Below are 15,346 nucleotides of genomic sequence, written 5' to 3'. Positions count from 1 at the left end.
AGGAAGGCATGCTTACCTTCCGCTGAATATCCATTGGATATTCAGCCACTAATCGAGATTCAATATCCAATATTAGTAACCATTGGATAAATCATATCTAATTACTAAAAACAATACCTCGTAGTCTGCTAATTTACGGCTAGCAGGTAGAAACTTTCGGTCCATATTACCGATGATATACGAGCTTTCTGTATGATATGGAGTATTATATCACATTCTTATATAAAAAGACAAATTTTTTATTCATGTTTTGAATTATAAATTTCAATTGCCTTATTTTTCACTATTATCTCTAAGTGTTATGCAATACTTGTCAATTGACTCTGCCACAGTTTTGGCATAATTAACAGCTTCCACTACAGTTCTAGCTCCGGTAACTACGTCTCCTGAACCGAAAACGCCTTCTCTTGTAGTGTGTCCAAACTCATCTGTTACTAGTAGTCCATATCGGTCAGTTTCTATGCCTTTATTATTAGCAACTATATTATTTTTTGGAGACTGACTAACGGCTATTATAACAGAGTCACATTCATAAAGTCCTTCTGTTCCCTCTAACGTTACTACACTTACTTTATCATTCTCGTCTTCAATCTTCTTAGTTTCTATATATTTTACCCCTTCTTCTAATATTTCAAGAGGTGCTTTAAATAATTCGAATCGAATACCATCTTCTCTTGTTTCTTCAATTTCAACTCTCGTTGCAGTCATATCTTCGAAATCTTTTCTATAAAGAATACATACCTCATCTACACCGTTTCTCTTTGCAGTCCTTGCTGCATCCATAGCCACATTTCCAGCACCAATTACACATACTCTTTTACCTAAATCATAAACATTAGGTGCTTTTAAATAATCTATAGCATAATGTGCATTTCCTAAACTTTCACCTTTAATATTTAGAGTTTTTGGATTCCATACACCAGTTCCAAGAAAAATTGCTTTATATCCATCTTCAAATAATTTATCCATTGTTAGTACCGGCCCAATTAGTGTATTAGGTCTTATCTTAACACCTATCTGAATAAGTTTTTGATGAATCTTATCTAAAATATCTTTAGGCAGCCTAAATTCTGGTATACCATATCTTAATACACCGCCTATTTTTTCTTTACTTTCAAATATAGTAACCTTATAGCCTTTATTAGCAAGAATAAATGCAATTGTAATTCCAGCTGGACCTGATCCTACAATAGCCACCCTGTCTTTTAATAGGTTGTTTGGTTTAAATTGAACAGATTCTAAAAAATTCGTTGAAATATACTTCTCAATCTCATGGAACTCTATTGGTTCTCCCTTTATTCCCTTGATACAATTCCCCTTGCATTGTTCTTCATGCGGACATACTATTGAACATACAACTGATAACGGATTATTATTAAATAATAACTCCCCCGCTTTATCTAACTGATTATCCTTAAATAATTGTATTACTTCTGGAATTGGAGTTCCTATAGGACAATGTTGTTTACACCTTGGATTTTTACACATCAAACATCTATTTGCTTCTTTATTTAGTAAATTCATTTGTTAACCTCCTGACAAACTATCTTATATTGTTACAAATTTATCACAAAATTTTTATTTTATTACTTTTAATTACATATTTCTCGTCCTATTTATTATATCACTTAATTTATTTTTAGCAACAAAAGCAATAAATCGAATTTATCTCAACCGATAATAATTATTTCTCATCATATAAAATTATTAAAATATATTTTAAAATCCCCTCTAAATCTATTATTTTTGTTTTCATATGTATTTAATGGCTTTTGACAGTGAAAAATAACTGGAGTATACTAATAGTTATAAATTTCCATAAAAAGGAGGTAATTATGAGTAAAACAGTATTTCTTAACTTAGCAAAGTTAGACTTTGATAATAAACTTGATTTTTCAAAATTAGAAAAGCTCACTACTGTTACTAGGTATGATAAGAGTAGTGATGAGGAGATCTTAGAAAGGGTAAGCGATCAAAATATTGTAATAACTAAAGAATTACCTTTAGGAAAAAACCTAATCGAAAAATTCCCTTCTTCAGTTAAGCTTATATGTGAAGCAGGTACTGGTTATAACAATATAGATATTGCCGCTGCAAGGGAGAAAAATATCACTGTATGTAATGTTGCAGGTTATAGTAGTGAAGCAGTAGCTCAATTAGTTATCACTTTTATATTAAACTTAAGTTCTTCGTTAATTGTACAACAAAACATGTTAAAAGATAAAAACTTTGATAACTTTACAAAGCATCTTCAAGTACCACATTTGGAGGTTCAAAACAAAACCTTAGGAATAATAGGAGCTGGTGCCATTGGAAACCAGGTAATAAAAGTGGCTAGAGCCTTAGGCATGAATGTTTTAGTATACAGCAGAACCCCTAAGTCTTTTGAGGATTCAAAAATACAATATGTTTCACTTGAGGAGTTACTCAAGCACAGCGATTTCATATCCATTCATTGCCCACTTACTGACAATACAAGACATTTAATAGATATGGAGAAGTTAAAAACAATGAAGCCTTCTGCATTTATAATAAATACTGCAAGAGGAGCAATTATCAAAGAAACCGATTTAATTGATGCTTTAAGAAATGGAATAATTGCCGGAGCTGCCCTTGATGTTCAAGATCCAGAACCACCAGCCCTTGACAATCCGTTATTCTTTATGAAAAATGTTATTTTAACTCCACATATAGGATGGAAGTGCCTTGAATCAAGACAAAGACTAATTGGATTGTTGGCAGATAATATCAAAGGATTCATTGATGGGAAACCAGTGAATGTTGTAAGTCGTTAAACTAGACTTATACGGTGGGTAAACCTAGCCTTGTATCGGTTTGTCTATATAGATATCAAAATTAGAAAGTAGACTTATTCGGAGAGACATAATACCAATTTGAGGATAGATTTAAATATTTTTTTAGTAGTCTTAGCGAAGGATTTATGAAAGACTTAGAATCTTAGATTGTCTGAGTGTCAGCGAGTTATCAAAGATTCTTAGTTTTTCGTAAATCCTGAGCTTTAGACTTCTTAAAAATATTTAACGTACCGAAAATTGGTATTATGTCTCGGAGGATAAGTCTACTTTCGGTGTTGCTTATCTATATAGATAACCAAACTAGAAAGTAGACTTATTCGGAGAGACATAATACCAATTTGAGGATAGATTTAAATATTTTTTTAGTAGTCTTAGCGAAGGATTTATGAAAGACTTAGAATCTTAGATTGTCTGAGTGTCAGCGAGTTATCAAAGATTCTTAGTCTTTCATAAATTCTGAGCTTTAGACTACTTAAAAATATTTAACGTACCGAAAATTGGTATTATGTTTCGTAGGATAAGTCAACTTTCGGTATTGTTTATCTATAACATCCTTAATCTCTATTAAAGAGCTGAATTAATTCTTCTCTTGTTAACTTATTAAGCATATTACTATCCTTAAGTTCTCCAGTAATAATGCTACCAATCAACTCCTTTTTACTTTCCTGAAGTAAAATAATTTTTTCTTCTATTGTCCCTTTAGCAACTAGCTTAACTACTTCAACTACGTTTCTTTGACCAATTCTATGTGCTCTATCTGTTGCCTGATCTTCTACTGCAGGATTCCACCATGGGTCAAAGTGGATAACTAAATTTGCTGAAGTTAAATTAAGACCTGTTCCTCCTGCCTTCAAGGAAATTAAAAATACCTTTGCTTTCTTATCATTGTTAAATCTATTTACTAACCCAATTCTTTCCTTAGAAGGTGTTGATCCATCTAAATAGAAATATTCAATTCCCTTTTCCTCTAGAGATTCTCCTATTTTCTTTAAAACAGAAGTAAATTGAGAAAACAATAAAGTTTTTCCACCGTAAAGCATATTTTCTTCTATTAACGTCATTGCAACTTTGATTTTTCCACTCCCCCCCTTATAATCATCTAATATAAGGGATGGATCTAAACAAATTTGTCTTAGTTTTGTTAAGTAAGAAAATATTTCTATCTTCCCCTCAGTATTATTCTTCATTTTTGACCTAACATCTTTGATATATGAACTATATATAGATTTTTGAGCTACCGTCATCTGAACTAGCATCTTCTTTTCTATTTTATCTGGTAAATCGTCTATGACTTGTTTCTTAGTCCTTCTTAAAATAAAAGGTTTAATCAATAGCCTAAGACCTTCTAAATCAGATTCACTGTTAGAAATAAACTTCTCATAAAAAATTTCTTTTGAGTATAAGTATCCTGGCATTATAAAATCAAATATCGACCAAAGCTCTACTAAATTATTTTCAATTGGGGTTCCTGTAAGAGCAAACCTCACTCTTGTCTTGATTTCCTTAACTACTTTTGTAATTTGTGCTGCAGGATTTTTTATATTTTGAGCTTCATCTATAATGCAATAATCAAATTTAATATTATCATACATTTTAATATTATTTCTTAAAGTACCATAGGTGGTTAAAATTACATCGTATTCTTCTAATCTTTTTAATAGATTTTCTTGTTCTGAGATATTTCCATGTGCAATTCCAATTCTTAAATTAGGTGCAAACTTCTCTATCTCATTCCTCCAATTATAAATCAAGGAGGTTGGTGTAATTATTAAAGACTTTCTATTCTCTTCCGATGTTAGAAGAGCTATTGTCTGAACTGTCTTACCAAGTCCCATTTCATCTGCTAAAATACCACCAAACTCTAAGTCGCCTAAACTTTTAAGCCACTTATATCCGCTGGTTTGGTAGTCTCTTAGTTTTGCTTTCAAATTTATAGGTATCGGTATTTCCTTATCACCTAATTCAGTTAATTTATCCTCTATATCTTTTAACAGATTAATACCTTTTCCAAATTTGTAATCTCTATTCTTTAAGCCTTCTGATATATATAAAGCTTTATTTTTTTCTATTTGTATTGAACCTTCTTCTATATTTTTACCGTTGCTTAGTAAATCAATCAGATTTAAAAAGCTTACTATACCTTCATCTTCAAAATCTATAAACCCGTTATCCTTAGTTTTATAAAATCTATTCTCAGCCTTATAGCTTTCAAAGATATTCTGTATCTCTTTACTGTCAACATCACCAATACTATAATTAAATTTAAAATATCCACTTTCTTCGTATAAATCAATATTTATAGACTCAGAGTTATACAATTTTATGTCCCTCAGCCCTTCACCTAATGTAACGGTTCCCAAAGAATAAATGCTATTTTTTCTTTTACTTAAAAGGTTAAAAAAATCTTCATCTTCACCAGTAAACATAAGCTTACCTTTTCTTTTGATAAACTTATAATACTCGAATTTCATAAGAACTTTTTCTTCTTTATTAAAATCTCTTATTAGCTTCGTTTTACTATCAGCCTCATCTAGTATATTAATTTTTTCATTATAATAAACTCCATATGCGTCACAATAAATATTGATACCCTCTTTATAAATAAAAAACTGGAACTCCAATGAGTTAGATGCGAATCTCTTTACTTCTTCAGCAACAGTAACATTATTTGAAATACTGCTTAACAAAGAAATGATTTTATTATAATTTTCTATAGTTTTATGGTATATCACATGACCATTCTTTTGTAGTTTATCATATAGAATATTATATTTCTTAACTTGATTTTTCGATGGCAAATAAAGTTCCTCATTAAAAAGATAAACATCTCTATTTGGATTTAAAGGAACTGGAAGCCTCTTGTGGGTAGTTATTATAAAATGATCTGATCTCTCTTTAAAAGTAAAATTCAAAGGTAAGTCTTCATCAAAAATAGTAGTTTTATATTCTATACCGTTATACTTGAATAGAATCTTTTGTCCATTAATATACTTTAGAAATCTTCTCAAGTTGTTAGGTGAAACTATTAAATTCCTTCCTGTGCTGGATACTGCTTTTTTTTCATAAATACACTCTTTAATAAAATCTATAACCTTTATATGATTTTGAGAAACTGTGTGTTTTTTAGGATTATACGTGAATTGATTATTAAAATAAATACTTTTTTCTTGGTCTAAAGCTGAGATAAAATTTCTTAAATCATTAATTAGACACTTATGCTCAAACCCTATTCTGAACTCCAACTCATAATCAGTTTTACCCTTCCAAGACTTATGAGTTATCTTTATATCAATTCCAACCTCAATTTTTTTATTTTCATCTTCAGTTAGATTATTCGTTAGTTCATTTTTCTCATCTTTTTTCTTATTAAGTAAGCTTAGAAACTTATATGCAGTAGCAGTTAAATGCTCACACATAAATAAATCTCTAGTTCTCGAAATCTCTTTGAACTCATCACAATTGCAGCTGATATTCTCCAATTTTTTGTCTATCATATTTATTTTTATATGTGTTTTAAGCTCACTTTGATCAGTGCCTCTTAATACATCTCCATAAATATGATATGCATTTTCAATTTTTCTCCCCCTAATGCCTGAAACTAGTCCATTTTTAAAAATTTGTTCCCCCATATTCCTCATGATATTAGAAGATGGTTTGAAAATTATTTGTTCAAATTCTTTTAAGTTCATTTTCTCACCACTTTTCTAGAATATTTTTATAAGTTTATAGTACATTATTACTGAGTTCAATTCAATATAAAGATAATTAAATGAGCCATAAATAATATATTTATATTGACTTATTAATTTTAGCATAGTATAATTTGTTTTAAATTAAGCAAGGGAGAGATGAACAATGAGAACTTTAGTAAACAATCAAGTACAATTCTTTTTTAATAGCCAATTTAGGTAGGGTTTGTACTTGCGTTTCAGCATAGATACAAACCCTAAGGATTATGGGTTCGTATCTATGTTGGCTAGTTTACTTATAAAGTTATTCATTGTAACTATATATGAAGCCACATAGATGATCTATGTGGCTTTTTCGTTTTTAGCCGCATAGAAGTTTATGCGGCTTTTTTATATTCAAAATTTTCTGGAAAGGGGAATAGTTTTATGGATGCATTAATATCCGTGGGAACACAAGGTTTAATTTTAGGAATAATGGTTTTGGGGGTGTATATAAGCTATAAGATTTTAGATTTTCCCGATTTATCTGCAGATGGTAGTTTTGCTTTAGGAGGAGCTATTATTGCCTTTTCTTTAAAAAGCGGATTATCTCCAGTTCTAGGATCGTTATTAGCTTTAATAGGAGGATTAACCGTTGGTCTTTTAACTGGTATTTTACATGTTAAAGCTAAAATTTCAAATTTACTTTCAGGAATTTTAGTTATGGGAATTTTATATTCTGTCAATTTAAGAATTATGGGAAAAGCTAATATACCACTATTTAATACAAATCATTTATTTAAAGCTGATTATTCACCATTAGTTCTTACTTTGATTCTTGTAGTTATATGCAAGGCTTCACTTGATTTATTTTTAAAAACTAGTCTTGGATATACTCTTAAAGCTGTAGGAGATAATCCGCAGATGGTTAGCTCTCTTGGTATAGATGTTAACAACATAAAGGTTTTAGGTCTTATGTTATCAAACTCGTTAATTTGCTTTTCAGGAAGCATAATGGCTCAATATCAAGGATTTTCCGATATTTCTATGGGAATAGGTACCCTTATTTTAGGAATCGCATCAATCATTATAGGGCAAACGCTCTTAAGAAAAGTCAGATTTTTAACTGAAATCAGTACTGTCCTAATTGGGGCAATTGTTTATCAATTCACCATTTATACAGCCATGAATTTAGGAATGTCTGCAACTGACTTAAAAATGGTTACATCATTAGTAATCGTGTTATTTTTAGGAATAAGACCTTTGAAAGCCTATAAAAAGATAGCAGTATTCAGTAAAGGGAGGTATTTAAATGTTAAAAATTAATTATCTATCAAAGAGTTTTCCTAATCCATATGGAGAGACTAACACATTGTTCTCAAGTCTTTCCTTAAATATAAATAAAGGTGAATTCGTTAGCATTATAGGAAGTAATGGTACAGGTAAATCCACACTATTGAATATTATTTCAGGACTTATAAAAGAAAGCTCCGGAGAAATTATGTTAGACAATATAAATTTAACTAGTCTACCAGAGCATAAGAGAACTAAAATAATTAGCAGAGTGTTTCAAAATCCTTCATCAGGTGCGTGTCCATCTATGACAGTTAGAGAAAACTTATCTCTTGCTTTAAATAAAGGAAAACTGTTAAACCTGAAAAAATGTCTTCGATATAAGACTGAAAACTTAGAAGACCTACTAGAAGTTATATCTCTAGATTTAAAAAGGTTTTTAGACGTTGAAGTTAAATACCTATCAGGCGGACAAAGACAAGCTCTTGCTCTAGTAATGGCAAGTGTCTCAAATCCGCAGATTTTATTGTTAGATGAGCATACTGCCGCATTAGACCCTAAAACCTCAAATGAGATTATGGATTTAACAGATAAAATTGTAAAAGAAAAAAATATTATTACCTTAATGGTAACTCATAATTTAAAACACGCTCTTACATATGGTAATCGCTTAATTATGCTTCATAAAGGACAGGTTATGCTAGATGTAAGAGAAGATGAAAAGAAAAACCTAACAATTGAAAGCATTTTAGAGAAATTCGAGTACGCAATATAAAAACAAAGGAGAGATTTAAAATGATAAAGATGAAAACTATAGGAAAGTTAGTTATCTTGGCAATATTAGGAATGACTGTTGTAACAGGATGTACTAAATCAAATGAAGCAAAGGATAAAGCTAAGATTGGCATCAGTCAGATTGTGGAGTTTGCTGCTTTGGATGATGATAGAAAGGGATTCATAAAAGCACTAGAGGATAATGGCTATAAGGAAGGTTCAAATTTAGAAATAGATTATCAAAATGCTCAAGGTGATTTGACTACAACGCAAACTATTGCTAAGCAATTTTCGTCTCAAAATAAGGATTTGATTTTTGCAATTTCAACACCTTCTGCTCAAGGAGCATATAATTCAACTAAAAAAATCCCAATATTAATGAGTGCAGTAACAGACCCTGTAGCTGCAGGGTTAGTTAAATCTTTAGAGAAACCTGATACCAATGTATCTGGTACCTCAGATTATATACCCGTAGATAAACAACTAGATTTAATTAAGTTGTTTGTTCCAAAAGCTAAAAAAATAGGCGTTTTATATAATACTAGTGAGGTAAATTCTGAGGTGCAAGTTAATCAATTAAAGGAGTATAGCAAGAAAAATGGATATGAAGTTATCTTAGTTGGAATTTCTAGTACAAATGAAGTTGTTCAAGCTATTAGTAGCCTAGTAGATAAAATAGATGTGTTATTTGTCCCGACAGATCAACTAGTAGTTTCTTCTATGCCTATAATTATTCAAAAAACATCAGAAAAAAAGATTCCAGTTGTAGCATCTGAAAGAGGTTCTGTAGAAACAGGAGCATTAGTCACTCAAGGAATAGACTATTATAAGTTAGGGTATAAGACTGGAGAGATGGCCGCTAAGGTTTTAAAAGGTGAAGATATTTCTAAAATGCCAATTGCTACAGCAAATGAAACAAAAATTATTGTAAATGAGGATAGTTTGAAAGCTCTCTCCATAGAGAAGCCTAATAATAAGGATATTCTATATATAAAATCAAAATAAAAGGGTGTTACTACCAACCATGAATAGATCAAACATACTTTTATGAAGTTAATACGAAATAAATATTTGATACAGATACATTTTCTTGTTAAAAACACAACCGCCTGTAAGCAACTATTTAAGCCACTTACAGGCGGTCATCAATATGTATGGTGGAGGCAATGTACGACCTTTAACCCCACTATTCTATATCATTGTTTGTTAGCTTCATTGTCATACAAAGCCACTTATTTGTATGTATGGACTTCATCCAATATATTCTTTAAGTAATAACCTTGTACAAACTTTATCTGATGTAAAACTGTTTGTGTGCATTTATTTATTTGTCAATTATTTATTATTGTATTTCCTTTACAAAGCATGTATTATAGCCAAACTAATTTACATTCTTAGAACCTAATACATATCTTCGAACTATAAGTATATTTACACTTCTATTTTTGGATCTTCCAACTTCTGTTGAATTATCATATCTAGCTCTAAATTCACCGTATGCTTGAATTGAAAATTTATCAGCATCAATATGACATTTATCAACCATGAAGTTCATAACATTTGAGGCACGCATATAACTCAAGTCCCAATTGGAGCGAAATTTTTGATTTTTTATCGGAATGTTGTCTGTGTGACCACTAACCCTTATCTCATTGTCTAAATCCTTTATAATATTTGATATTTTAGCAAGTACTGGAGTAAAATCATTTAATATATCCGCATTTCCTGAGTTGAAAATTACTGTGTCTTGTATGTTTATATCTAAGCCTTCACCTTTAAGGTCGACATTTATCTTATCTGCATATCCTGCATTTTTAATATCTTGCTCTAATATACCTTTGATTTGGAGCATCTTATCCTGTTCAATTACATTGCTTGTTTCATTTATTGTAATGGCATCGTCTATTTTAAAAGTATCTCCATCACTACTGCCACTGCTTTGTAATGCTGCAGCACCACCTGAGAAAATAACATTGAATTGTTGACTAAGCTGTTTTGCTTTTTGGCTATCTACTTTACTCATGGCAAACATAACTATAAAAAGCGCCAATAGTAGTGTCATCATATCGGAATAAGGGAGCAGCCATGTTTCATCTACATGCTCTTCATGATGTTGTTTTTTACCTTTCATCATTGATCTCCTTTACATTAACTAAAATTATTTGTCTCTTCAAACTTTTTCCTATCTTTAGGGCTTAGCATACTTAGAAGTTTCTTCTCAATAATTTTTGGATTTTTTCCTTCTTGAATTGCTAAAACACCTTCTAATACTATTTGCCTATTATTAACTTCTTCATGTGACTTCCTTTTCAATCTGGATGCCAAGGGATGCCAAATAACATATCCAAAGAAAATTCCATAGATAGTAGCTACGAAAGCAGCAGCTATAGATTCACCGAGTTTTTCCGTGTCATTTAAGTTTCCAAGTGCACCAATCAGTCCTATAACTGCTCCTAAAACTCCTAGAGTTGGAGAGGCACCCCCTGCTGTTGTAAGAATTGACGCATTACCTCGATGCCTTTCTTCCATTGCCTCAATATCATCAGATAGAACTTGTCTAATATATTCTGGCTCAGTACCATCAACTACCAGCTCTAATCCTTGCTTCATAAATTGATTGCTCATATCTTGAAGCTTGCCTTCCAGCGACAATAGTCCATTTTTTCGAGTTTCATATGCCATTTCAATCATTTGTTTAATTGTTTCTACTGGATCTTCCTTTGACTTTTCTTTGAATACAGCTCCGAATACTTTAGGTATATTGACAAATTCCTTTTTAGGGAAAGAGTTCATTACCGCTGCTGCTGTACCTATAAGAATTACTATAACTGCCTCACCATTAATTAGCAGAGCTACACCTAAGCCTTTCATCAGCAATCCTATGGTAACAGCACCTAATCCAACAATAATACCTATTATTAAAAATATATCCATTTTTTCACCTCTATTGATAATGTACTATAATAAACTTGTCGATGTTTGTATCAATTTGTAAATTTATCATACAATTATATTACCACATCACTTACTATATGGAAACTACTTTTCTGCTACAATTTACAGGGATTCTATTGGTGTGCGTGAGAGCATTCGAATCTCCGGCCCACAGTTTACGAATGCGATGGTTCACTCTTTTTATCTTGCATTAACTTATCGCAACTGCTTATATAACCATTTGCTTATTTAACTTATTGTAATTTGCATTATTTTTAGGTATTGCTTTGAGTCTGTAGTACTCAATTAGTACCATTCCATCCATAAATATCTTTGTCCGCATTTTCTATGGTGCGAGATTTGGGTAAAATATGTTCAATAGAATTACCGTTGTTTGAACTGCGCTTATTGAACTTGACATTAAGTAAAATATAGTTGCATATTCAAATTTTATTTTGTATAATAAAGAAAAGCAGACCAGACTGGTTCGGTCTGTTAGAAAGCATCAAATATCGAAAGGGGAATATGTATGAATTTAAATGCACAAGTAAATTTTGATCGTTTTGAAGCAGCTATTCAGGTGATTGATTCCCATACTGCTGGTGAATTTACACGTGTCGTAGTAGGCGGAATCCCTGAACCACAGGGGAATACGATGATTGAAAAGAAAAAATGGCTGGAAACTAACTGTGACCAGATTCGTACAGCTCTTATGCTAGAACCAAGAGGACATCATGATATGTTTGGAGCGATTCTTTGCGAACCTATCAACCCGGAAGCAGATTTTGGTGTTATTTTTATGGACACAGGTGGATATCTGAATATGTGCGGACATGGCACGATTGGTTCTGCAACTGTAGCAGTAGAAACAGGAATCGTAGAAGTAAAGGAGCCTTATACAGAAGTTGTTCTTGAAGCACCTGCAGGTCTCATTCGTACAAAAGTTGAGGTAAAAGATGGGAAAGCAGTTTCTGTTTCTCTTACCAATGTTCCAGCTTTCCTTTATAAAGAAGATTTAATTGTAGAAATTGACGGGCAGAGAATCCCATATGTGATTTCTTTTGGCGGGAGTTTCTTCGCATTGGTTGACTCAGAAAAAATAGGAATTGAAGAAATCAATGTCAACAATGTTCCATACCTAACAAATTTGGGAATGAAAATGCTTGATAAGATTAATCGAGAAATAGAAATCCAACATCCTACACTCGATATTACATCTGTTGATCTTGTTGAATTTTATGGCCCTACGCCAAATTTAGATAAGGCGACGATGAGAAATGTCGTTGTTTTTGGTGACTCTCAGGCAGACCGTTCTCCCTGTGGAACTGGTACATCTGCAAAACTTGCTACATTGAATGCTTGGGGAGAAATTGGTGTAGGCGAAGAATTTATATATGAAAGCTTTATAGGGACTTTGTTTAAAGGTGTTATCTTAAAAGAAACGGAAATAGGCGGATATAGTGCAGTAATACCACAGATTACTGGAAGTGCTTACATCACTGGTCAGTCAACATATTTTATTGATCCTACAGACCCGTTGAAATATGGATTCCATGTTGGCTAACAGAAAAAGGAGAATAATTATGGATTTAAAACCTGTATTTAAGACACAAAGACAGACTTTTACTACAATAGATATGCATACAGTAGGAGAACCAGCAAGAGTTATTATTGGTGGAATACCTGAACTTCCAGCTGGTACGATGATGATGAAAAAAGAATATTTTATAGAGCACTATGATTATATAAGAACCTCTCTGTGTTTTGAACCAAGAGGACATAAGGATATGCTCTGTGTTGCACTTGTTGAACCATCTAACGACAAATCAGATTTTGGTGTACTCTTTCTAGAAAGCGGTGGAGTGGTTAATATGTGTGGACATGGTACGATTGCTGCAGTAACTGCAATTGTAGAATGTGGTTTTGTAGAAGTCACAGAACCTTATACCACCGTGACACTGGATACACCGGCAGGTATGATTATAACAAAAGTTAAAGTCGAAAATGACCATGTAATCAGCGTAGACTTGGAAAATGTACCAAGCTTTCTTTATAAAGAAAATTTAGTTACTGAAATAGAAGGATATGGAAGAATCATATATGATATTTCTTTCAGCGGAAGCTTCTGTGCAATCGTAGACGCAACACAGCTGAATATGAAACTTTCTGGACAAAATGTAGATGCATATACAAAACTCGGCATGAGGATGCTGGAACAAATGAATAAAGAAGTAGAAGTGAAGCATCCGTTACTTAATATTACTTCCATCGATGTCATTGATTTTTATGGGCCATCAGACAGTGGAAATGCAGATTTGAAGAACATTGCAATATTTGGGGAATCTCAAGTAGACCGTTCTCCATGCGGAACCGGAATAAGTGCCAAAGTGGCAGAACTTCATGCAAGTAAGAAATTGGCAATAGGAGAGAAATTTGTCTATGAAAGTATTGTTGAAAGCCTTTTCCATTGTGTGATTAAAAAAGAAGTCATGGTCGGAGATATTCCTGGCGTTGTACCGATAATTACAGGAAGTGCATATATAACAGGATACAATCAGTGGATGATTGATGAAAGTGACCCGTTCAAATACGGTTTTATTTTAGGAAAATAAGACAAGAGGTGAAAGGAGAAATTATTATGCCATTTATTAAAGCAAATGTATCAACAAAAGTATCAACTGAAAAAGAAATTGAAGTAAAAGCAGCTATGGCAAAAGCAATTGGAATGATTGGAAAGAGTGAAGGCGGACTTATGGTTCAGATTGTAGATGAATGCAAACTATATTTAGCTGGAAATCAGGATGGAGAAACTGCTTATGTGAAGGTTGAATATATGGGTACGCCGATTGAGAAAGATGTTGAAAAGATGACAGAATGTATCTGCACATCACTGGAAGATATCCTCGGAATTCCAGCCGCTCGCATCTATGTGACATATCAGAGTTACAATTTATGGGGATGCGATAAAAAGAACTTTTGATAAAAAGAGTTTTAATGCGGTAAAAAAGCAGTAATCGTACTATTTGAAAAATGAGCTTTCTGTGAAATAACCATAGAAAGCTTTTCAGTTATTACAGTGATTGTTCTGGTAAAAAACACAGTATCAGTGAACCTTAAAGAGAGGTGAAGAATTATGAATCAACGATATGAAGGATTCTTTAAAATAAAGAAAAGGGACAGACTTGTAAATGCGGCAATGGAGGAATTTTCTCAGAGCCAGTATGCAACATCTTCTTTGAATAATATTCTAGAAAAAGCTGGAATGTCAAAAGGCGGATATTATCATCATTTTAAAAGCAAGGATGATATGTTTCAATGTATGTGTATTTTCACACAATGCATATATCAGGAAAGATTTTTTGAAACAATTGATCAGGAAGGTGCGGATTTACTGAATCGTGTGAGGCAGTACGCAATGGTACAGATACAGATTATGATAGAATACCCATATTTCTTTGGATTTTTAAATTATATTTCTTCCTCGCCGGATATGAATAATTTTCCAGACATTTTGGAAGAAATAAATGAACTACATAAAAAAGTACTGAAATGTATTTTTGAAGATGTGAATACTAACTTGTTAAAATATCCGGAAAAGTCAGAAGAAAGCAAGCAACTAGTTCAGTATACTCTTATTGGGTTTTCATCATTATTAAATAAGAGATTATCAGCAGAAGAATGTATGGATAATTTAGAAAAACTGTTACAGTTTTTGAGGTTTTTATTGTATAAGGAAGGCTGTTAATAAAATATAATAGTAGTAAGTAGCAGAGCGTACCTCTCAACCCTTTGTTTATATTGTTCAATGTTTAAGTTTCCTTTTTCAATCTTGGCTTTATGAAACATATTCATTCGCTACCA

Annotated in this window: 12 protein-coding genes and 1 riboswitch; of the genes, 8 read left to right on the top strand and 4 right to left on the bottom strand. The window is 32.1% G+C overall.

What is annotated here, in order from left to right:
- Positions 1–101 precede the first annotated feature (101 nt).
- Positions 102–203, bottom strand: a riboswitch (purine riboswitch).
- A gap of 70 nt (positions 204–273) precedes the next feature.
- Positions 274–1,524: an NAD(P)-dependent oxidoreductase gene (locus AC0N0V_RS01375; RefSeq protein WP_474461760.1), complete on the bottom strand. Its 1,251-nt coding sequence runs from the start codon at positions 1,522–1,524 to the stop codon at positions 274–276.
- Positions 1,525–1,835: 311 nt separating this feature from the next.
- Between AC0N0V_RS01375 and AC0N0V_RS01370 the strand changes: the two genes are divergently transcribed.
- The gene (locus tag AC0N0V_RS01370; protein ID WP_474461759.1) at positions 1,836–2,795 is read left to right on the top strand and encodes an NAD(P)-dependent oxidoreductase; all 960 of its coding nucleotides are present in this window, start codon (positions 1,836–1,838) and stop codon (positions 2,793–2,795) included.
- Positions 2,796–3,370: 575 nt separating this feature from the next.
- On the opposite strand, the gene AC0N0V_RS01365 is transcribed toward AC0N0V_RS01370, so the two are convergent.
- Positions 3,371–6,505, bottom strand: a complete 3,135-nt coding sequence (locus tag AC0N0V_RS01365; RefSeq protein WP_474461757.1) for a DEAD/DEAH box helicase — start codon at positions 6,503–6,505, stop codon at positions 3,371–3,373.
- 426 nt (positions 6,506–6,931) lie between these two features.
- Here AC0N0V_RS01365 and AC0N0V_RS01360 point away from each other — a divergent pair, with 426 nt between their 5' ends.
- Genes AC0N0V_RS01360 through AC0N0V_RS01350 form a run of 3 tightly spaced genes read left to right on the top strand, consistent with a single transcriptional unit; the run spans position 6,932 to position 9,556 of the window.
- Entirely contained in the window at positions 6,932–7,810 is an 879-nt protein-coding gene (locus tag AC0N0V_RS01360; protein ID WP_474461756.1) for an ABC transporter permease, read from the top strand.
- Positions 7,797–8,552, top strand: coding sequence for an ABC transporter ATP-binding protein (locus tag AC0N0V_RS01355; RefSeq protein ID WP_474461755.1), 756 nt, complete (start codon positions 7,797–7,799; stop codon positions 8,550–8,552). The genes AC0N0V_RS01360 and AC0N0V_RS01355 overlap by 14 nt, the downstream gene beginning before the upstream one ends.
- Before the next feature lie 38 nt (positions 8,553–8,590).
- Positions 8,591–9,556, top strand: coding sequence for an ABC transporter substrate-binding protein (locus tag AC0N0V_RS01350; RefSeq protein WP_474464399.1), 966 nt, complete (start codon positions 8,591–8,593; stop codon positions 9,554–9,556).
- A gap of 376 nt (positions 9,557–9,932) precedes the next feature.
- Here the strand turns inward: AC0N0V_RS01350 and AC0N0V_RS01345 are convergent, their stop codons facing one another.
- Both AC0N0V_RS01345 and motA read right to left on the bottom strand, forming a co-directional pair.
- Positions 9,933–10,682, bottom strand: coding sequence for a flagellar motor protein MotB (locus AC0N0V_RS01345; protein WP_474461753.1), 750 nt, complete (start codon positions 10,680–10,682; stop codon positions 9,933–9,935).
- Between the two features lie 17 nt (positions 10,683–10,699).
- Positions 10,700–11,485: a flagellar motor stator protein MotA gene (motA, locus tag AC0N0V_RS01340; protein WP_474461752.1), complete on the bottom strand. Its 786-nt coding sequence runs from the start codon at positions 11,483–11,485 to the stop codon at positions 10,700–10,702.
- A gap of 529 nt (positions 11,486–12,014) precedes the next feature.
- Between motA and AC0N0V_RS01335 the strand changes: the two genes are divergently transcribed.
- The 4 genes from AC0N0V_RS01335 to AC0N0V_RS01320 all read left to right on the top strand — a co-directional run bounded on the left by AC0N0V_RS01335 (position 12,015) and on the right by AC0N0V_RS01320 (position 15,230).
- Positions 12,015–13,049 (top strand): proline racemase family protein, encoded by a 1,035-nt coding sequence (locus AC0N0V_RS01335; RefSeq protein ID WP_474461751.1) that lies wholly within the window; start codon positions 12,015–12,017, stop codon positions 13,047–13,049.
- 19 nt (positions 13,050–13,068) lie between these two features.
- On the top strand, positions 13,069–14,097 hold the full coding sequence (locus tag AC0N0V_RS01330; protein ID WP_474461750.1) for a proline racemase family protein: 1,029 nt from the start codon (positions 13,069–13,071) through the stop codon (positions 14,095–14,097).
- A 26-nt stretch (positions 14,098–14,123) separates the two neighbouring features.
- Entirely contained in the window at positions 14,124–14,465 is a 342-nt protein-coding gene (locus AC0N0V_RS01325; protein WP_474461748.1) for a phenylpyruvate tautomerase MIF-related protein, read from the top strand.
- A gap of 153 nt (positions 14,466–14,618) precedes the next feature.
- A complete protein-coding gene (locus AC0N0V_RS01320) occupies positions 14,619–15,230 on the top strand; it encodes a TetR/AcrR family transcriptional regulator (RefSeq protein ID WP_474461747.1) in 612 nt (203 codons plus the stop codon).
- The last annotated feature ends 116 nt before the right edge of the window (positions 15,231–15,346 follow it).

The organism is Clostridium sp. CS1-1 (assembly GCF_056135525.1).
This window is presented reverse-complemented; position numbering and strand designations above follow the sequence as displayed.